Origin of the sequence: Leisingera sp. M658, assembly GCF_025144145.1 — a bacterium.
Lineage (GTDB): Bacteria > Pseudomonadota > Alphaproteobacteria > Rhodobacterales > Rhodobacteraceae > Leisingera.
Map to the genome: position 1 here is coordinate 3,845,215 of NZ_CP083546.1, position 17,914 is coordinate 3,863,128.

Here is a 17,914-nt window from a genome sequence, read left to right on the forward strand (position 1 = left end):
CTGCATCAGTCATTTGCTGCGCCCCCTTGCCCGGGCCACATCGCGGGCCAGCTCAACGTTCAGGATTTCATGGGTCACGGTGTTGCGGGTCACCACCAGCCAGGAGCGGTCGCCCTGCTCGTGGAACCACAGCTCGCGGTGCTCGCCCGCCGGATTGTCGCGCAGATACAGGTAATCGTGAAACTGGTCCGCCGCGTCTTCGGCCTGCCAGTCAGGCCGGTCGATCAGGCTGGCGTCGCCCAGATAGGTGAATTCCTGCGAGTCGCGCGGCCCGAGGATCGGATGGGTAATAATCATCGTCTGGTCCTTTCCTCAGTGCAGGTTCGGCTGGGCGCCCTGGCCCTTTTCATCAATCATGCAGCCGCGGCGGAACCGGTCGAGCCGGTATTCCGCGGCCACCTTGTGCGGCGTGTCCGTTGCCAGCAGATGCGCGTAACACCAGCCCGAGGCCGGGGTCGCCTTGAACCCGCCGTAGCACCAGCCGCCGTTGAAATAGAGCCCGTCCACATGGGTCTTGTCGATGTAAGGAGAGCCGTCCATCGACATATCCATGATGCCGCCCCAGCTGCGCAGCATCCGCACCCGGCCTAAGCTGGGGATCAGCGCCATGCCGCCTTCCATCACGTCCTCGACAACCGGCAGGTTACCGCGCTGCGCATAGGAATTGTACATGTCCAGATCGCCACCAAAGACCAATCCGCCCTTGTCGGACTGGCTGCAGTAAAAATGACCCGCGCCAAAGGTGATGACCCCGTCCAGCACCGGCTTCAGCCCTTCAGAGACAAAGGCCTGCAGCACGTGGCTTTCGATCGGCAGGCGCATGCCCGCCTTCTCCATCACCCGGCTCGACGACCCGGCGACGCAGCTTGCCACCTTGTTGGCGCCGATGAAGCCCTTGGAGGTTTCCACACCCAGGCACTTACCGTTCTCGATCTTGAAGCCGGTGACTTCGCAGTTCTGGATGATGTCCACCCCGCGCAGATCCGCCCCGCGGGCATAGCCCCAGGCCACCGCATCGTGGCGCACAGTGCCGCCGCGGCGGTGCAACAGGCCGCCCTTGATCGGGAAACGTGCGTTGTTGAAGTTCAGGAACGGGTACATCGCCCGCACACCGTCTACATCCAGCAGCTCCGCGTCTGATCCGTTCAGGATCATCGCATTGCCCCGGCGCCGCGCCGCATCGCGCTGTGCGTCCGAGTGCACAAGGTTCAGAATGCCGCGCTGGCTGACCATGGCGTTGTAGTTGAAGTCCTGCTCTAGCCCTTCCCACAGCTTCAGCGACAGCTCATAAAACGGCTCATTGCCGTCCAGCAGGTAGTTGGAGCGGATGATGGTGGTGTTACGGCCCACATTGCCGCCGCCGATCCAGCCCTTCTCAATCACCGCAACATTGGTTAGCCCATGGTTCTTGGCGAGGTAATAGGCCGTCGCCAGCCCGTGGCCGCCGCCGCCGATGATCACCACATCGTAGCTTTTTTTGGGTTCCGGATCGCGCCAGGTCGGGCGCCATCCCTTGTGGCCCGTCAGGGCCTCCTTGATTACTTTCAGGCCGGAGTACCGCATGATGTCCTCATCAACTGTCCCCGACAGATTTGTTGAGAAATGCGGCAATTCACAGTGTGATTTCGGACATCAGCGGCGCCATATGCGTCAGAAACAGAATATCGCCAATGCGGCTGCAGCATTCCCTCCGCAATGAGAAATGTACCAGCATTTATTTAACTATCTGAAACTAAATAATATATTTGAAATTCAGCAGATCAGCGTCACGATTCCAGAATACGCGCGGTTTGCGTCACCCATCCCGGTATCCGCGCCAAATGCGTCAGAAGCGACTCACTCAGACAGGTCGATCTCATCCAGTTCGTTCAGCAGGTCCAACAGCGCCTCATAGCGGTCCTCACCCATCTTCTGACGGGTCCGGTTCATCAGCGCGAGGCTCGCCTCAATGTTGCCTGCGATGACCTTCTCCCCCTCCGGTGCGATCTGCACCACCTGGCGGCGGCGGTCTTCCTTGTCGCGCTCCCGGGTAATCAGCTGCTTTTCCTCAAGTTTCTGCAAGATCCGCGTCAGGCTGGGCAGCAGCAGGCAGGCCAGCTCGGCAATCTGGGTCGGATCAATCGGCCCGCTTTCCTGCACCACCCGCAGGACACGCCATTGCTGTTCGGTCAGACCGGCGCCGCTCAGCAGCGCACGGATCGGTCCCATCACACGCTCCCGCGCCCTGAGAAGGGCAATCGGCAGCGAACGGTCGGTAGAGGGCATCATCCTGGTCATGCCCGATTATCACCCCGCTTCCGGCTAAACGCAATTGCCGCTTGGGTTTCTTATGCTTGACTCACGGCAGCGCATTTGATACACATGTTAAGTAATTCAGAAAAGGTAGCTGACATGCCGCACATCACGCTGGACTACTCGGCCAACATGGAGGCGCGCACCGATATCGCCGCCCTGTGCACCCACCTGCGGCAGGCTGCAGCGGCCACCGGCGTGTTCCCTCTGGCGGGCCTCCGGGTGCGGGCCTTTGCGGCCAATCATGTCTCAATCGCCGATGGTGATCCGCAGCATGGATACATCGACATCTCCATCCGGCTGCGGGCCGGCCGCGATCTGGAAACCCGCAAACGCGCCGCCCAGACGGTGTTTGACGCGGCCCGCACCTTCCTCGAACCGGCGATGCAGCAGCATTCCATCGCGCTGTCGCTGGAGATGCGCAATATCGACCCTGAGCTTTCCCCAAAATGCGGCACCATCCGCGACCACATGCAAAAGGCGGACCAGTGATGAGCGATCTGACCTCCAACATCGAAACGCTGAACGGCCATCTGGCCCGCTACCGCGAGGCCGGAATTCAGAACCTGATCGGTGGTGAAAGCCGCCCCGCAATTTCTGGCGCCAGTTTTGAAACAACCTCACCGGTGGATGAAAGCCTGATCTGCTCCGTCGCCAAAGGCGGTGCCGAGGATATTGATGCAGCCGCAAAAGCCGCCAAGGAGGCTTTCCCGGCTTGGCGCGACATGCCGGCGCTTGAGCGCAAGAAGATCCTGCACCGCATCGCCGATCTGATTGTCGAACGCGCCGGGGAAATCGCGCTCTGCGAATGCTGGGACACCGGCCAAGCCTTGCGCTTCATGTCCAAGGCAGCGCTGCGCGGCGCCGAGAACTTCCGATTTTTCGCCGACAAGGCCACCGCCGCCCGCGACGGCCAGCAGCTGCAATCGCCGACGCTGATGAATGTCACCACCCGCGTGCCGATCGGCCCGGTGGGCGTGATCACCCCCTGGAACACGCCCTTCATGCTGTCGACCTGGAAGATCGCCCCGGCCTTGGCGGCCGGCTGTACAGTGGTCCATAAACCGGCCGAATTCTCCCCCCTCACCGCCCGCATCCTGGCCGAAATCGCCCATGAGGCCGGCCTGCCGCCGGGCGTCTGGAACTTGGTCAACGGCTTTGGCGAAGACGCCGGCAAGGCGCTCACCGAACACAAGGACATCAAAGCCATTGCCTTTGTCGGTGAATCCAAAACCGGCTCGATGATTATGAAACAGGGTGCCGACACCCTCAAACGGGTGCATTTCGAACTGGGCGGCAAGAACCCGGTGGTGGTCTTTGACGATGCCGACCTCGACCGCGCGCTGGATGCCGCGATCTTCATGATCTACTCGCTGAACGGCGAGCGCTGCACCTCTTCCTCGCGCCTTTTGGTGCAGGACAGCATCGCCGATGATTTTGAATCCAAGCTGATTGAGCGCGTCAACAACATCAAAGTCGGCCACCCGCTGGATCCCGCCACCGAAGTCGGCCCGCTGATCCACAAGGTGCATTTCGACAAGGTGACCTCCTATTTCGAGACCGCCAAACAGGACGGCGCCACTATCGCCGCAGGCGGCACCCGCGCCGGAGACAAGGGCTGGTTCGTCCGCCCCACCCTGTTCACGGGGGCCACCAACGACATGACCATCGCGCAGGAGGAGATCTTTGGTCCGGTCCTCACCGCGATCCGATTCAAAGACGAAGATGAGGCTCTGACACTGGCCAATGATACTCAATACGGGCTCACCGGCTATGTCTGGACCAACGACCTGACCCGCGCCCTGCGCTTCACCAATCAGCTGGAGGCGGGGATGATCTGGGTGAACTCGGAAAACGTGCGCCACCTGCCAACCCCCTTTGGCGGCGTCAAATCCAGCGGCATCGGCCGCGACGGCGGCGACTGGAGTTTCGAGTTCTACATGGAACAAAAACACATCGGCTTTGCCCTCGGCCACCACAAGATCCCGCGCCTCGGCGCCTGACCCGTACTTCTTTCTGGTCTCAAATACCCCGGGGAGCGCGAGGGGCCGGCCCCTCGCTCCCGCCCGCAACTGCAAGTGAAAGGTTCAAACCATGCCCGTCCCCGCCCCGAACCTCTATCCGCCCTTCAACATCGTGCGGCTGTCCCATGTGGAATATGCCGTGACCGACCTCGCCGCCTCCCGCGCCTTCTATGTGGACACGCTCGGCCTGCAGGTAACGCATGAGGACGACAGCCGCATCTACCTGCGTGCGATGGAAGAACGCGGCCACCACTGCATCGTGCTGGTCAAGGCAGACACGGCCTCCGTAGGCGTTTTGGGCTTCAAGCTCTATGACGAACCAGACCTGGAAAAAGCAGCCGAATTCTTCGCCTCCAAGGATCTGCCGGTTGAGTGGGTGGACCGCCCCCATATGGGCCGCACTTTACGTACCCGCGATCCTTGGGGCATCCCGCTGGAGTTCTATGTGAAAATGGACCGGCTGGACCCGATACATCAGAAATACAAGCTCTATAACGGGGTGAAACCGCTGCGCATCGACCATTTCAACATGTTCTCAGCGGATGTGGACGCCTCGGTCGCCTTCTATAACGAGATCGGCTTCCGCGTGACTGAGTTCACCGAGGATGACGACAGCGGCAAGATCTGGGCCGCCTGGATGCACCGCAAGGGCGGCGTGCATGACGTCGCCTTCACCAATGGCCTCGGCCCCCGCCTGCACCACACCGCCTTCTGGGTGCCGAACCCTTTGAACATCATCGACCTGCTCGATTTAATGTCGACCACCGGCTATGTGGACAACATTGAGCGCGGCCCGGGCCGCCACGGCATCTCCAACGCCTTCTTCCTCTATGTGCGCGACCCCGACGGCCACCGGATTGAAATTTACTGCTCCGACTACCAGACTGTCGACCCTGATCTGAAGCCGATCAAATGGTCGCTCACCGACCCGCAGCGCCAGACCCTCTGGGGCGCCCCGGCACCGCGCAGCTGGTTTGAGGAAGGCTCGGTGTTTGAAGGCACCACCCCCAAGCCAAGCGCCTTGAATGCCCAGCCGATTATTGCCCCCTGATGAAAAGGATCGCGCCCGGCCCCTAGCCGGGTACACTCCCATAAGAACAAGGTAAGAAAAATGAAATGGGATGACTTCTCCGAATGGGGCCGCAGGGTGGCCGACTGGACGCAGGACTACCACCTGACCGTCGGCGACCGTCCGGTGCGGGCCCAAACCGAACCCGGCCAAGTGCTGAACGCCCTGCCCCAAACCCCGCCCGAGGATGGCGAAGGGATGGAGGCGATCTTTCGCGATTTTGAAGATATCGTGATGCCCGGCATCACCCATTGGCAGCACCCGCGCTTCTTTGCCTATTTCACCTCCAACGCAGCAGCGCCTTCAGTGCTGGCGGAATTCCTCACCTCCGCCATCGCACCGCAATGCATGCTGTGGCAAACCTCGCCCGCGGCGACCGAGATGGAAACCCGGATGATGGGCTGGCTGCGCCAGGCACTGGACCTGCCGGACCAGTTTCAAGGCGTCATTCAGGACTCCGCCTCCTCCGCCACCCTTGCTGCGGTGCTGACCATGCGGGAAAAGGCGCTGAACTGGCAGGGCAACAGCCAAGGCCTGTTCGGACAGAAATCCCTGCGCATCTACTGCTCGTCCGAGGTCCACACCTCCATCGACCGCGCCATCTGGGTCGCAGGCATCGGCCAGCAGAACCTGATCCGGGTGCCGATCAAAGGCGACTGGCGTGGCGTGGACCCGGACGCACTGGAGGCCGCAATTCAGGCCGACCTCGCCGCAGGCCGCCAGCCCGCGGGCGTCATCCTCTGCGTGGGCGGCACCGGCGTTGGCGCCACCGACCCGGTGGACCAAGTGCTTGACGTCGCCGAAAAATACGGCCTCTACACCCATGTGGATGCGGCTTGGGCCGGCTCTGCGATGATCTGCCCGGAATACCGCCACTACTGGCCCGGCGTTGAACGCGCCGACAGTATCGTCTTCAACCCGCACAAATGGCTCGGCGTGCAGTTCGACTGCTCCGCGCATTTCCTGAAGAACCCCGACGACCTAGTGCAAACCCTCGCCATCAGTCCGGAATACCTCAAGACCCACGGCCACGACGGCATCATCAACTATTCCGAATGGTCGGTGCCGCTGGGCCGCCGCTTCCGCGCGCTGAAAATCTGGTTCCTGATCCGCACCTACGGACTTGAAGGATTGCGCCAGCGGCTGCGCAATCACATCAACTGGTCCAACCAACTGCACGAAAAGCTCAAGTCAGAGCCTGATTTTCAGATCACCACCCCGCCGATGTGGTCGCTTTGGTCGTTCCGCTATGCGCCCGAAGGAGCGACGGACCTCGACGATCTGAACCTGCGGCTGGTGAACGCGATCAACGACGATGGCCGCATCTACCTGACCCAGACCCGCCTCGACGGTAAGCTGGTGATCCGCTTCCAGGCGGGCCAGTTTGAGACCACCGAAGCAGACGTGATGATGGGTTTTGACGTCATCACCGAAATCGCAAGGAACCTGCCATGACGCGCTTTGCCACCTACACCGCCGATGGCGAGGTTTTCTATGGCGCGGTGACAGACGCCGGCATGATCGCCCTGTCGCCGCAGTTCCCGAGCTGGCCCGCCCTGCGGGACGTCATAGCCGCCGAAGGTTTGCCCGCGCTGGCAAAGGCCGCCGCAGGCAAACCCGTCACCCACACGGACTTCGCTTTTGAAATCCCGATCCCCAACCCGGAAAAGATCATCTGCGTCGGCGTCAACTTCCCGGACCGCAACGCGGAGTACAAGGACGGCTCATCCCAGCCCAAACACATGTCCCTGTTCCCCCGCTTCCCGCGCTCCTTTACCGGCGCGGATCGCCCCCTGATCCGCCCGCCGGAAAACCACACGCTGGATTACGAGGGCGAAGTTGCCGTGGTAATCGGCAAACCAGGCCGCCGGATCAAGCCTGAGGATGCCTACGATCACGTTGCGGCTCTAACACTGGCGAATGAGGGCACGATCCGCGACTGGGTACGCCATGCCAAGTTCAACGTCACACAAGGCAAGAACTGGGACAATTCCGGATCCATCGGGCCGTGGCTAGTGCCTTTCACCGACGCCGCCCAGCTGGACGGTGCCCGCATTGTCACCCGCGTAAACGGCGAGGTCCGCCAGGACGACACACTCAGCCGGATGATGTTCCCGATCCGCGAGGAGATCGCTTATATCTCCACCTTCACCACCCTGCAGCCGGGTGACGTGATCATCACCGGCACCCCCACTGGCGCCGGCGCCCGTTTTGATCCGCCGAAATACCTGTTCCCCGGCGATGTGGTCGAGGTTGAGGTCGAAGGCATCGGCATTCTGCGCAACACTATTGAGGATGAGACATGACGCCGGAGCAGCACCAGAAAGCCGCCAACCGTCTGTTCAAAGCCGAGCAAACCGGCCAGCAATGCGGCCTGCTCTCATTGGCCTATCCCGGCATGACGCTGGATGATGCCTATGCGGTGCAACAGGCTCTAATACAGCAGAAACTGGCGTCCGGGCGCAGGAAAATCGGTTGGAAAATCGGCCTTACCAGCCGCGCGATGCAGCAGGCGCTGAACATCACCACGCCGGACAGCGGTGTGCTCTTGGACGATATGCTCTTTGCAAATGGCGCCACAGTGCCAGCCGGCCGCTTCATCCAGCCGCGGATCGAGGCGGAGATCGCCTTTGTCATGGAATCTCCCCTCGCAGGCGCCGATTGTACCCGCGAGGACGTTCTGGCCGCAACGGACTATGTGGCACCCTCGCTGGAAATCCTCGACACCCGCATCCTGCGGGCTGACCCGGAGACCGGTCAGGCGCGCATCATCACCGACACTATCAGCGACAACGCCGCCAATGCCGGAGTGGTGCTGGGCGCGGAGCGCCACGCAGCAGACGCTCACGATCTTCGCTGGGCCGGCGCCATCATCGCCCGCAATGGCACCGTTGAGGAAACCGGCCTCGGCGCGGGCGTTCTGAATGATCCTGTCACCTCGGTCCTCTGGCTGGCGCGCCGGATGGCGGAATATGGACAACAGATCGAAGCCGGGGATATCGTGCTCTCGGGCTCATTCATCCGCCCCATCGAATGCCCGCCGGGCACGGAAATCACCGCAGATTTCGGCCCCTTCGGTTCCGTATCCATCAACTTCGCCTGACAGGAGGACCCCATGCCCGCGCCCAAGAACCCCTTCAAACAGGCTCTATCACAGGGCAAACGCCAGATCGGCTGCTGGATGAGCTTTGCCGACGGCCAGATCGCCGAGATCATGGGCACCTGCGGCTTTGACTGGCTGGTGATCGACGGCGAACATGCGCCCAACGACATCCGCTCGATCCGCGACCAACTGATGGCGCTGGTGGCCTCGCCCAGCCATCCCGTGGTGCGGGTGCCAATTGGCGAGACCTGGATGATTAAGCAAGTGCTGGATGCCGGCGCGCAAACGGTGCTGGTGCCGATTGTCGAAAGCGCCGATCAGGCCCGCGAGCTGGTCCGTGCCTGCCGCTACCCGCCCCGGGGACTGCGCGGTGTCGGTGCCACGGCAGCGCGGGCAACCATGTTTGGTTCGGTCAGCGAGTACATCCAGACTGCCGACCAGGAAATCTGCTTGCTGGTTCAGGTGGAAAACCGCGCTGGGATTGAGGCGCTGGACGAGATCCTGCTGATCGAGGGCATCGATGGCGTTTTCATTGGCCCGGCGGATTTGTCCACTGACATGGGCCATCAGGGCAATTCAGCCCATCCCGAAGTGCGCGCGGTGATTGCCAATGCCATCCAGCGGATCAAGGCCGCAGGCCTGGCGCCTGGCATCCTCGGCACCACGGATGAAGCCACTCAGTCCTACGCAGACATGGGGGCACAATTTCTGGCCGTCGGCATCGACGTGATGGTGCTTGCCCGCAATGCCCGCGATCTGGCCGCACGCTGGAAGGCAGAGTAACACAGCCCCTCAGACCTTCAAAAGCGAAGCTCTCCCGCGCCCGCCCGCCGCCCTGGCAAAGCCAGAGCACCGGCAGCGGCCTTGGGCGTGGCACCGCGCCATACGCGGTGCCACGCCCAACGGGAGGAAGGCATTTTCAATGTCTGACGACGGGCGGGAGCATCTCCTGTGCCGCCATCGCAGCACCCGGGTCAGCGCAGCACCATATCCTCGGGCCAGTTTAGCGTGGTGTCCAACCGGATAGTCCGGCTCTGCCCCGCCTCAAGCTCCATGTCCCAGGCCAGGATGCCGCGCTGCTTCTCGACGTTTTCTGCCGTAGGCTGCGGTTTCGCACTCCACTCGATCTCCAGATCATCCTGCTGCGAATAGGGCACCCGGTCCAGAACACGCAAAGGCCAGTCCTGCCCTGTCAGGTTCTCCACCATGATCTCGACCTTCTGCACCTGTGCGTTGCTGCGCGAGATCAGCCCCTGTTCCCCCTCGCTCTGCCGCAGCACATCGCGGCGCAGCTGCAAGCCTTCGATCGGGCCGAATCCCGCCTTCATCTCCGCTCCCGGTGCCAGCCCGGCAAAATTCTCGACAGTGATCAGCTTGCCGTCAACGAAACGCGGCACCTCATCCGAGGCCAGCAGCTGCTCGCCGAAACTGTTGGTGAACTTCACCACCCGGTAAGCGGTTTCATCCCGCGAAGGAACCGCCACCGCGGTCAATTCAGCCGCAGCAGACAGGCTATCCATTTCCAGCCGGAGCAAGTCCGCGCCGGAAGCAATCGAAAGCGGCAGCTCAAACCTGTAGGTCGCAGCCGCACCGCCCAGGTCAACTCCCCATCCGCCACGGGCATCCTGCGCAAAGGCTGGCGCCTCAAGCGCCGGCTCGGCAAATGCAGACATTTCCGCCACGTCCAGACCAAGTGATTTCCGAGCGCGGGGTGGCTCTGGTTCTTCAATCCGGCGCAGCCACGGGTTCAAAGCCGACGGGCTGCCCTGACCAAATGGCACCGCAGTTGACAGGGTCAATGCCACATCCTGCCAGTTCTCGCCGGTATCCTGCACCAGCGTAACCGCGCGTTTCAGGGTAACCTCAGCCGCATCCCCAGTGCTGAGATGCATTTCATAAGACGGCTGCCAGCCGATATTACCGCCTCCGGCGGTGAAATAGCTAAGCCTTACCGTGCCTTCGCCCGCCTGTTCTGCCTCAACGTCCACCGCAATGTACAGCCGGTCCCTGTCCTCCCGCGCGATGGCCGCCAGCGCCGCGCGGGCCGCTGCCAGGTCTTCGTCCAGTGCTTCCAGACGCAGCTCAATCCGGCGTGCCCCGGCTTCAGCTTCCACCGCTGTCTGGCTCGCCTTGCCGGCCTCCCGGGAGATCATCCGCGCAATTTCACTCAAAGCCGATGCATCCGCCTGAGCCAGGCCCTCATTGCCGCCAAGCTGCTGCAGGAACCCGATTGATGCCTCTGCTGCCCGTACTCCGGCGCGGGCGCCCGCAGCCTCATCCCGGACCGAAGCAACCTGAGCCTCCAGATCGCGGATCCGTGCTTCGGCGGCCTCGACCTCCGGGTCGTCCGCATCCCGCGGCGGCACGTAGTCCTCGCGCAACAAAGTGGCGATGCGGCGGGCGCCGGTGATTTCAACCTGCAGGGTCTCCAGCAGCGCCGACTTTGGCACATTCTGCAGGATCAGCCGGTGCCGCCCTTCAGGCAGCGCGACTGCAGCGTGCCGGGTCACCTCGGCCAGGCCGGGATAAAGGGTCACTTCGGACACCCGGCTGCTGACAGAAATGGTATCGGCCGCTACAGCGGATGCGGCAGCCTGAACAAAGGAACAAACGGCAAAAGCCATCAAGGAAAATCTCATTGGCATCTCTCAATCAATCAAGATGGCGGGCCGGAACTGCCCGCCTGATGCCAAGCCTATCCTTCAGTCTGCGGCGTGGCCAGCACGCTCAGGCACCATGCGCGGCGGCCTGCTGCGGCTGCGACGGGCCAAAGCGCAGCTCCAGTTCATCTGTGTCGATCCCCAGATCCTCGCAGGAGGAGATCGCCGCCAGGCTCAACGCGTCATAGACCCACAGATCCCCGCCACGCATCCGCAAACAGATACCCTTGCGGCGCAGGCCCCGGCACAGGGTGAACCAGTCGCCGGAGGCGGCGAAATCCGCCGCCAGCTGCTGCCGCAACTCTGCCGCGGATGCGCAATTCAGCTTGGGCTGCGGCGGAACAGCCGCCATGGCGCCAAAAGGCAGAGTTGCGGAAACGGGGGCGGAGCGGCTGAAATCCTGCAGTGCGATCATGGCTTTGGTCCTTAGGTCTGCTGTTGTTCCTGTCTCCCTCAACCTACCGGAGCGGCCTGCCGCCGGGCAGCCGTGCAAAAGAAAAGGGGCCGCCTCTTGCGAAGCAGCCCCCTCACCAAAAGGATATAAGGCTTAGCCTTTTTTCAGAACCTCACGGCCCAGGAGCTCGGCAATCTGCACCGCGTTCAGGGCCGCGCCCTTGCGCAGGTTGTCCGACACGCACCACAGGTTCAGGCCGTTCTCGATGGTCGAGTCCTGACGGATCCGGCTGATGAAAGTGGCGAAATCGCCCACACATTCGATCGGGGTCACGTAGCCGCCGGCTTCCCGCTTGTCGATCACCATGACGCCCGGCGCCTCGCGCAGGATGTCGCGGGCCTCGTCCTCGTCCAGGAACTCCTCGAACTCGATGTTCACAGCTTCCGAGTGGCCGACAAACACCGGCACGCGGACGCAGGTTGCGGTGACCTTAATCGCCGGATCGACGATTTTCTTGGTCTCCACCACCATCTTCCACTCTTCTTTGGTGGTGCCGTCTTCCATGAACACGTCGATCTGCGGGATGACGTTAAAGGCAATCTGCTTCTGGAACTTGTTCGGCGGCACATCAGAGGTCGGATTATAGATCGATTTGGTCTGGTCCCACAGCTCGTCGGCGCCCTCTTTGCCGGCACCGGATACCGACTGATAGGTCGAGACGACAACGCGCTTGATCTTGGCGCGGTCATGCAGCGGCTTCAGCGCCACAACCATCTGCGCGGTCGAGCAGTTGGGGTTGGCGATGATGTTTTTCTTGGCGTAACCGTGAATCGCTTCCGGATTCACCTCGGGCACGATCAGCGGAATCTCCGGATCGTAGCGGTAAAGCGACGAGTTATCGATCACAGTGCAGCCTGCGGCCGCTGCCTTGGGCGCGTAGTCCTTGGTCGCGGCGGACCCCACGGCGAACAGCGCCATGTCCCAGCCGGTGAAATCAAAGGTGTCCAGATCCTGGGTCTTCAGTGTCTTATCGCCAAAGCTGACTTCAGTGCCGAGAGATTTGCGGCTGGCCAGCACAGCGATCTCATCCACAGGGAACTGGCGCTCGGCCAGGATGTTCAGCATTTCGCGGCCCACGTTGCCAGTGGCGCCAACGACGACGATGCGGTAACCCATTTGTCTGTTTCTCCAGTAATACCCGGCCCCATGGCCGGCGCCGGAGTGATAATCCCTCTGGGGGCAAGTTTAAAGTCCCGGATCAGTCCATGCTGTCCCGGCTGAACAGATAAATTGCGCAACCCAACGCCAGACAGACCAAAAAGAAGGCGAAAATCCCCATATAGGGCAAAGATGGGTCCGCTCCGGCCATTTCCACATGGATACGGCCAGTGGCAAACTGCATGATTCCCGCGCCGCCGATGCCGAACAGGTTGAGCAGGGTAACGCCCCGCCCCGCCAGATGCGGCGGCACAAAGGCCCGGCCATGCGCCATGATTACCGGGAAAGAGGCGCCAAAGAACCCGACCACCGCCATCATCGCAACGGGCACCCAGACCGGCGCGCCCGCCGCCAGGATCAGCCCGCCCAGTGCAGCACAGCTTAAAACATTGCCGCCCAGGATTACCCATTTGCGGCTGCCCAGCACCCGGTCCAGCGGCCCATAGGCAAAGGTGCCGGCAATCATTGCCGCCCCCATCACCAGTGTCGCCAGCCCCACAGCTTGGGTGCTGAGCCCGTAAAGGTCATTCAGATACGGCCCGATCCACAGCCCCCGCAGCGCGCCGGAGGGCGCATAGGACACCAGCATCAGCGGAAAAATCGCCCACATCACCGGCATCTTCAGCAGATCCAGCACCGATCCCTTGTGCTCGCCATCCGGCTTTTCCGGGTCTGAAACGGTCAGGAAAATTCCCGCCGCCACCGCCACGGAAACCACTGCCAGTCCCGCCAGCGTCTCCCGCCAGCCGAACAGGTCCACCGCCAGCGCCGTCGGGTAAGAGGCCACCAGATTGCCGGCCGATCCCACCCCCAGCATCAGCGCCGCCAGGGTTGCAAAGCGTGCAGGCGGGTACTGGCGCGCAAAGATGTAATATGAGGCCATAAGCACCGGCGAACAGCCGATACCGATCAGAAACATCGCGATACTGACATGCAAGGGGCCGGTGGCCGCGGCAAACAGCGCCGCTCCGCCGCCACCGCCCAAAAGCAGCAGCAGCGCCGCGGTCCGGCGCGGCCCTGCCTGGTCCAGCGCCCAGCCCACCGGCAGCTGCATAACGGCAAAGGACAGGAACCACATGCCCGAGGCAAAGGCGAGATCATCCGGCGCCGCCCCGATATCCTGTGCCAGCACGCTGGACAGCACCGCCAGGAACGCACGGAAAAACTGGCTCAGTACATAAGCCAGGCACAATAAGACCAATCCTGCCTGCATTTCCCGTCCCCCGGTTTGCCGTTTCCGCGGCACAGCTTGCATGTTTGGCCCCGGCACACAATTCGTTTAGGTAGGAACAGCAGGTCACTGGCACGGGATACTGGGGCGGGAACGGAATGACGACAGACACTTTCTATTCCGGCCTGGCAAGCACCCGGTCTTTCGACAGCCTTGCCGCGCCAGAGGCCTTTGTGCCGCTGCCGCCGGACTGGCACCTGTGCTGCACCGATATCGTGAACTCCACCGGGCTGGCGGCTGCAGGCCGCTACAAAACGGTCAACATGATCGGCGCCGCGGTGATCGCCGCCATGCGCAACGCGCTTGAGGGCGAGGCCTTCCCCTATGTTTTCGGCGGTGACGGCGCCTCCTTTGCGGTGCCGCCGCGGCACAAGGACACCGCCAAACAGGTGCTGGCAGGTCTGCGCAGCTGGACCGAAGCGGAATTCGGTGTCAGCCTGCGGGCTGCGATGCTGCCGATGGGCTGGATCCGTGCCGAGGGGCTGGACGTCCGGATTGCCCGCTATGCCGTGTCGGAACACGCGGATTTCGCCATGTTCAACGGCGGCGGCCTGGCCTGGGCCGAGGCGCAGATGAAGGCCGGCGCCTTCGAAGTGCCCGCCGCCCCGCACGCCGCCCCCCCGGACCTCAACGGCCTGTCCTGCCGCTGGAGCAACACTCCGGCGCGCAATGGCATTATCCTGTCGGTGGTTGCCCAGCCCGCGCCGGGTACCAGCCCGCGGGCCTTTGCCCGGCTCTCGGCAGAATTATTGGATCTGGCCTCCGAACTTGCGGAAGACGGCCACCCGGTGCCCGATTCCGGTCCCAAACTGCGCTTTCCACCCTCCGGCCTGGCTTTGGAAGCCCAGGCGTCCCGCGGTAAATTGCCGGTGATTTTGCGGAAGTTTTATCTTTTCTCACACAGCCTCTTTGCCGGGCTGATCTTCGCCTTGAAACGCCCCGTGGGCGCCTTTGACCCGGTGCATTACCTGTCGGTTCTCAAAGCCCATTCCGATTTTCGCAAATTTGATGACGGGCTGAAGATGACACTGGATTGCACGCCGGCCATCAGCACCCGGATCCGCGACCGCCTGCAACAGGCCGCCGGGGCGGGGCTGGTGCATTTCGGCCTGCACGAACAGGACGCCGCCATGGTCACCTGCATCGTGCCCTCGCCGGTTGAGGACGACCACGTCCACTTTGTCGATGGGGCCGGCGGCGGCTATACGCAAGCAGCCGCCAATCTGGCGGCTGCTTTTGGTGGCGGCAAAAATCCGGGATGACGTCAGACAGGCGCAAACGCGCCCGTCTTGGGATCATAACATTCCAGCCCGCCCTCGCCGATATCGGTCCACAGGCCATGCAGGCTCAGCTGTCCGGCCTTCACCGACGATTCGATAAAGGGAAAGGTCATCAGGTTTTCCAATGAGGCAACAACAGCTTGGCGCTCGAACTGGCGCGCTTGCAGGTCTGGATCCTCAATACCTGCGACGCCTTCGAACTTGGGCTTCAGAATATCCATCCAGCGGCCGACAAAACTGGTCTTCTCTTCCAGCTGCGGCGCGTTGCCTTTGCACATGTCGATACAGCCCTGCACGCCGCCGCACTGTGAATGGCCCAGCACGATCAGATGCGACACCTTCAGCGCGGTCACTGCATATTCCACTGCAGCCGAGGTGCCGTGGTGATCGCCATCCGGTGCAAACGGCGGCACCAGATTGGCAATATTGCGGTGAATAAAGAACTCGCCCTGGTCGGCACCGAAGATCGACGTCACATGCACCCGGCTGTCACAGCAGGAAATCACCATGGCCCGCGGACGCTGGCCTTCGGTCGCCAGGCGGCGGTACCAGCCCTGGTTTTCCTCATATGATGTGGCCTTCCAGCCGTGATAGCGGGTCACCAGATAACTGGGGAGAGGTTTGGCAAAGTCCATTGTCGAATCCTCCGATCGTTGCACGTTGCCGGACGTGTTACCCTGCATTGTCCGCAAATTCGAGCGATTTGAGCCGCCCTTCAGAAACCTTTTGAAAACTTGTGGGCTTCAAATTGGCAGTTGTGCCGTGGGGGCACATAGAATTTGGGTGAATGTGGTGGCCAATATACTAACAGTAATACGTTCTGAAACAGTGCGCTTGGATCCGGACAAACTCTCCGCGCTGTATGAGCAGCTTGGAGAAACCGGCGCCGAAGATGTGGTGTGCCGGGCGGTCGAAGAAATGGCTGTCCGCCTGACGCATTGCGAGCGTCTGTGGCGGCAGAATGACATGATCAACCTGCGCAAAAGTGCGCGGTCGCTGATTGCGATTGCCGATCAGATCGGCATGACAGCGCTGGCAACCATTGCCAGGGATGCGACGGTGGCCATTGATTCCGGGGACGCTCCGGCGGTTGCCGCGATCCTGTTCCGGCTGATGCGGGTGGGCGAACGCTCACTGACCGCGGTCTGGGATCAGCAGGACATGACGATCTGATACTTCCGCGGCCGGCAGGGCTTGCAGGCGGCGCTGCGGCGGCTACTCTGGTGCATCCTTATTGATCCGCTACCGGAGTATGCCCATGCCGCCCGTCTTTGCCGCGTCCAGCCCGGACACCTGTCCAGTGCATGTTATCGCAAGCGACACTTTTGACAGCTGGCTTTCAGGCCAGCCGCAGCGCGTTCAGGCTTGGGTTTCGGCACAGGGTTTTACCGGCACATGCGGTCAGGCCGTCACGGTGCCAGGCGCAGATGGCAAGGTTGAGATGGCCCTGGCCGGCTTTGGCAGCGCCGCCCAGCGCGCGCGCCGCCGTTTCGTGCTGGCCGAGGCTGCCGCGAAACTGCCCGGCGGGACGTACCGGATCGCTTCCGGCCTGCCGGAAGAAGCTGCTGCCACCGAAACGCTGGGCTGGCTGCTGACCGCCTACCGCTTTGACCGGTATAAGAAAAGCGCGGCACAGACCGCTTCACTGGTTGCGCCGGAAGGCCTGAATGCAGGCGCCGTAGAATCACTGGCTGCCGCCGAATTCCTGACCCGCGACCTGATCAATACGCCTGCCTCTGACATGGGCCCGCAAGAGCTTCAGGCAGCCGCCGAAGCCCTGGCCGGGGAGTTCGGCGCCAGCTGTTCTGTGATCACCGGCGCGGATCTGCTGGACCAGAATTTCCCGCTGATCCACACCGTGGGCCGCGCCTCGGACCGCGCGCCGCGGCTGATCGATATCGGTTGGGGCACGTCCGGCCCCCGGCTCACCCTGGTGGGCAAGGGCGTCTGTTTCGACACCGGCGGGCTGAACCTCAAACCCGGCAGCAGCATGGCACTGATGAAAAAGGACATGGGCGGCGCAGCCAATGTGCTGGGGCTGGCGCGGATGATCATGGCCGCCGGACTGCCACTGCAGTTGCGGGTGCTTATTCCAGCAGTGGAAAATGCCGTGTCCGGCTCTGCCTTCCGCCCCGGCGATGTGCTGATGTCCCGCAAGGGGCTGACGATTGAGAACAACAACACCGACGCCGAGGGCCGCCTGGTGCTGGCCGACGCACTGGCGCTCGCAGCCGAGGACACGCCGGATCTGCTGATCTCCATGGCCACCCTCACAGGGGCTGCCCGCGTGGCCGTCGGCCCGGACCTTTCCCCCTTCTATACCGGCAATGATGCAGATGCCGCCGCGCTGGCAGCCAGTGCGGCACGCACTGCCGATCCGGTCTGGCGGATGCCATTCCATGACCCTTACGAGGCCATGATCGAACCCGGCATCGCCGATCTGGACAATGCGCCGTCTGGCGGTTTTGCAGGCTCGATCACCGCCGCGCTGTTCCTGCGCCGTTTCGCCGGAGACACCCGATATATGCATTTCGACATCTACGGCTGGACCCCCAGCGCCGCCCCCGGGCAGCCCAAGGGCGGTGCCCTGCAGGGCGCCCGGGCGCTGTTTGCCGCCCTGCCGGACATGCTGGAGCTTTAGCA

18 protein-coding genes are annotated in these 17,914 nt (G+C 62.5%); 10 read left to right on the forward strand and 8 right to left on the reverse strand.

Translation table 11 applies throughout. The annotated features are described in order from the left end of the window. Nucleotides 1-9: 9 nt before the first annotated feature. The 3 genes from K3724_RS18805 to hpaR form a co-directional block, all read right to left on the reverse strand. The gene (locus K3724_RS18805; protein WP_129372326.1) at nucleotides 10-297 is read right to left on the reverse strand and encodes a sarcosine oxidase subunit delta; all 288 of its coding nucleotides are present in this window, start codon (nucleotides 295-297) and stop codon (nucleotides 10-12) included. 15 nt (nucleotides 298-312) lie between these two features. Then, complete coding sequence (locus tag K3724_RS18810; RefSeq protein ID WP_259988140.1) at nucleotides 313-1,563, reverse strand: sarcosine oxidase subunit beta family protein; 1,251 nt, start codon at nucleotides 1,561-1,563, stop codon at nucleotides 313-315. Nucleotides 1,564-1,836: 273 nt separating this feature from the next. Next, nucleotides 1,837-2,277 carry a homoprotocatechuate degradation operon regulator HpaR gene (hpaR, locus tag K3724_RS18815; RefSeq protein ID WP_129372328.1) on the reverse strand — a complete coding sequence of 147 codons (441 nt, stop codon included), beginning with the start codon at nucleotides 2,275-2,277 and terminating at the stop codon, nucleotides 1,837-1,839. Nucleotides 2,278-2,391: 114 nt separating this feature from the next. Between hpaR and K3724_RS18820 the strand changes: the two genes are divergently transcribed. From K3724_RS18820 to K3724_RS18850, 7 genes are all read left to right on the forward strand, one after another. After that, nucleotides 2,392-2,784, forward strand: a complete 393-nt coding sequence (locus K3724_RS18820; protein WP_259988143.1) for a 5-carboxymethyl-2-hydroxymuconate Delta-isomerase — start codon at nucleotides 2,392-2,394, stop codon at nucleotides 2,782-2,784. Next, nucleotides 2,784-4,295 carry a 5-carboxymethyl-2-hydroxymuconate semialdehyde dehydrogenase gene (hpaE, locus tag K3724_RS18825; protein ID WP_259988145.1) on the forward strand — a complete coding sequence of 504 codons (1,512 nt, stop codon included), beginning with the start codon at nucleotides 2,784-2,786 and terminating at the stop codon, nucleotides 4,293-4,295. The genes K3724_RS18820 and hpaE overlap by 1 nt, the downstream gene beginning before the upstream one ends. Nucleotides 4,296-4,386: 91 nt before the next feature. Further along, entirely contained in the window at nucleotides 4,387-5,367 is a 981-nt protein-coding gene (gene hpaD, locus K3724_RS18830; protein WP_259988147.1) for a 3,4-dihydroxyphenylacetate 2,3-dioxygenase, read from the forward strand. Nucleotides 5,368-5,427: 60 nt separating this feature from the next. Continuing rightward, a complete protein-coding gene (locus K3724_RS18835; protein WP_259988149.1) occupies nucleotides 5,428-6,840 on the forward strand; it encodes a pyridoxal-dependent decarboxylase in 1,413 nt (470 codons plus the stop codon). Then, nucleotides 6,837-7,691, forward strand: coding sequence for a fumarylacetoacetate hydrolase family protein (locus K3724_RS18840; RefSeq protein WP_259988151.1), 855 nt, complete (start codon nucleotides 6,837-6,839; stop codon nucleotides 7,689-7,691). The genes K3724_RS18835 and K3724_RS18840 overlap by 4 nt, the downstream gene beginning before the upstream one ends. After that, a complete protein-coding gene (gene hpaH, locus K3724_RS18845) occupies nucleotides 7,688-8,488 on the forward strand; it encodes a 2-oxo-hept-4-ene-1,7-dioate hydratase (protein WP_259988153.1) in 801 nt (266 codons plus the stop codon). Before K3724_RS18840 ends, hpaH begins: the two co-directional genes overlap by 4 nt. A gap of 12 nt (nucleotides 8,489-8,500) precedes the next feature. Beyond that, nucleotides 8,501-9,271, forward strand: coding sequence for an HpcH/HpaI aldolase/citrate lyase family protein (locus K3724_RS18850; protein WP_259988155.1), 771 nt, complete (start codon nucleotides 8,501-8,503; stop codon nucleotides 9,269-9,271). A 191-nt stretch (nucleotides 9,272-9,462) separates the two neighbouring features. Here K3724_RS18850 and K3724_RS18855 read toward each other — a convergent pair whose 3' ends face one another. The 4 genes from K3724_RS18855 to K3724_RS18870 all read right to left on the reverse strand — a co-directional run bounded on the left by K3724_RS18855 (nucleotide 9,463) and on the right by K3724_RS18870 (nucleotide 13,973). Continuing rightward, nucleotides 9,463-11,127 (reverse strand): DUF4139 domain-containing protein, encoded by a 1,665-nt coding sequence (locus tag K3724_RS18855; RefSeq protein ID WP_259988157.1) that lies wholly within the window; start codon nucleotides 11,125-11,127, stop codon nucleotides 9,463-9,465. A gap of 88 nt (nucleotides 11,128-11,215) precedes the next feature. Further along, the gene (locus K3724_RS18860; protein WP_259988159.1) at nucleotides 11,216-11,563 is read right to left on the reverse strand and encodes a hypothetical protein; all 348 of its coding nucleotides are present in this window, start codon (nucleotides 11,561-11,563) and stop codon (nucleotides 11,216-11,218) included. 132 nt (nucleotides 11,564-11,695) lie between these two features. Next, a complete protein-coding gene (locus tag K3724_RS18865; protein WP_259988161.1) occupies nucleotides 11,696-12,718 on the reverse strand; it encodes an aspartate-semialdehyde dehydrogenase in 1,023 nt (340 codons plus the stop codon). An 82-nt stretch (nucleotides 12,719-12,800) separates the two neighbouring features. After that, the gene (locus tag K3724_RS18870; RefSeq protein ID WP_259988163.1) at nucleotides 12,801-13,973 is read right to left on the reverse strand and encodes an MFS transporter; all 1,173 of its coding nucleotides are present in this window, start codon (nucleotides 13,971-13,973) and stop codon (nucleotides 12,801-12,803) included. A 116-nt stretch (nucleotides 13,974-14,089) separates the two neighbouring features. Between K3724_RS18870 and K3724_RS18875 the strand changes: the two genes are divergently transcribed. After that, nucleotides 14,090-15,253, forward strand: a complete 1,164-nt coding sequence (locus tag K3724_RS18875) for a DUF3095 domain-containing protein (RefSeq protein WP_259988165.1) — start codon at nucleotides 14,090-14,092, stop codon at nucleotides 15,251-15,253. 2 nt (nucleotides 15,254-15,255) lie between these two features. Here the strand turns inward: K3724_RS18875 and K3724_RS18880 are convergent, their stop codons facing one another. Further along, nucleotides 15,256-15,906 (reverse strand): carbonic anhydrase, encoded by a 651-nt coding sequence (locus K3724_RS18880; protein WP_129372341.1) that lies wholly within the window; start codon nucleotides 15,904-15,906, stop codon nucleotides 15,256-15,258. 193 nt (nucleotides 15,907-16,099) lie between these two features. On the opposite strand from K3724_RS18880, the gene K3724_RS18885 reads away from it, so the two are divergent. Then, a complete protein-coding gene (locus K3724_RS18885) occupies nucleotides 16,100-16,444 on the forward strand; it encodes a hypothetical protein (RefSeq protein WP_259988167.1) in 345 nt (114 codons plus the stop codon). 85 nt (nucleotides 16,445-16,529) lie between these two features. Further along, a complete protein-coding gene (locus tag K3724_RS18890) occupies nucleotides 16,530-17,912 on the forward strand; it encodes a M17 family metallopeptidase (RefSeq protein ID WP_259992687.1) in 1,383 nt (460 codons plus the stop codon). The last annotated feature ends 2 nt before the right edge of the window (nucleotides 17,913-17,914 follow it).

Coding starts and splice junctions, on each gene's coding strand:
- K3724_RS18805 (WP_129372326.1), bottom strand. CDS start 297: ATGATTATTACCCATCCGATCCTCGGGCCGCGCGACTCGCAGGAATTC.
- K3724_RS18810 (WP_259988140.1), bottom strand. CDS start 1,563: ATGCGGTACTCCGGCCTGAAAGTAATCAAGGAGGCCCTGACGGGCCAC.
- hpaR (WP_129372328.1), bottom strand. CDS start 2,277: ATGACCAGGATGATGCCCTCTACCGACCGTTCGCTGCCGATTGCCCTT.
- K3724_RS18820 (WP_259988143.1), top strand. CDS start 2,392: ATGCCGCACATCACGCTGGACTACTCGGCCAACATGGAGGCGCGCACC.
- hpaE (WP_259988145.1), top strand. CDS start 2,784: ATGAGCGATCTGACCTCCAACATCGAAACGCTGAACGGCCATCTGGCC.
- hpaD (WP_259988147.1), top strand. CDS start 4,387: ATGCCCGTCCCCGCCCCGAACCTCTATCCGCCCTTCAACATCGTGCGG.
- K3724_RS18835 (WP_259988149.1), top strand. CDS start 5,428: ATGAAATGGGATGACTTCTCCGAATGGGGCCGCAGGGTGGCCGACTGG.
- K3724_RS18840 (WP_259988151.1), top strand. CDS start 6,837: ATGACGCGCTTTGCCACCTACACCGCCGATGGCGAGGTTTTCTATGGC.
- hpaH (WP_259988153.1), top strand. CDS start 7,688: ATGACGCCGGAGCAGCACCAGAAAGCCGCCAACCGTCTGTTCAAAGCC.
- K3724_RS18850 (WP_259988155.1), top strand. CDS start 8,501: ATGCCCGCGCCCAAGAACCCCTTCAAACAGGCTCTATCACAGGGCAAA.
- K3724_RS18855 (WP_259988157.1), bottom strand. CDS start 11,127: ATGAGATTTTCCTTGATGGCTTTTGCCGTTTGTTCCTTTGTTCAGGCT.
- K3724_RS18860 (WP_259988159.1), bottom strand. CDS start 11,563: ATGATCGCACTGCAGGATTTCAGCCGCTCCGCCCCCGTTTCCGCAACT.
- K3724_RS18865 (WP_259988161.1), bottom strand. CDS start 12,718: ATGGGTTACCGCATCGTCGTCGTTGGCGCCACTGGCAACGTGGGCCGC.
- K3724_RS18870 (WP_259988163.1), bottom strand. CDS start 13,973: ATGCAGGCAGGATTGGTCTTATTGTGCCTGGCTTATGTACTGAGCCAG.
- K3724_RS18875 (WP_259988165.1), top strand. CDS start 14,090: ATGACGACAGACACTTTCTATTCCGGCCTGGCAAGCACCCGGTCTTTC.
- K3724_RS18880 (WP_129372341.1), bottom strand. CDS start 15,906: ATGGACTTTGCCAAACCTCTCCCCAGTTATCTGGTGACCCGCTATCAC.
- K3724_RS18890 (WP_259992687.1), top strand. CDS start 16,530: ATGCCGCCCGTCTTTGCCGCGTCCAGCCCGGACACCTGTCCAGTGCAT.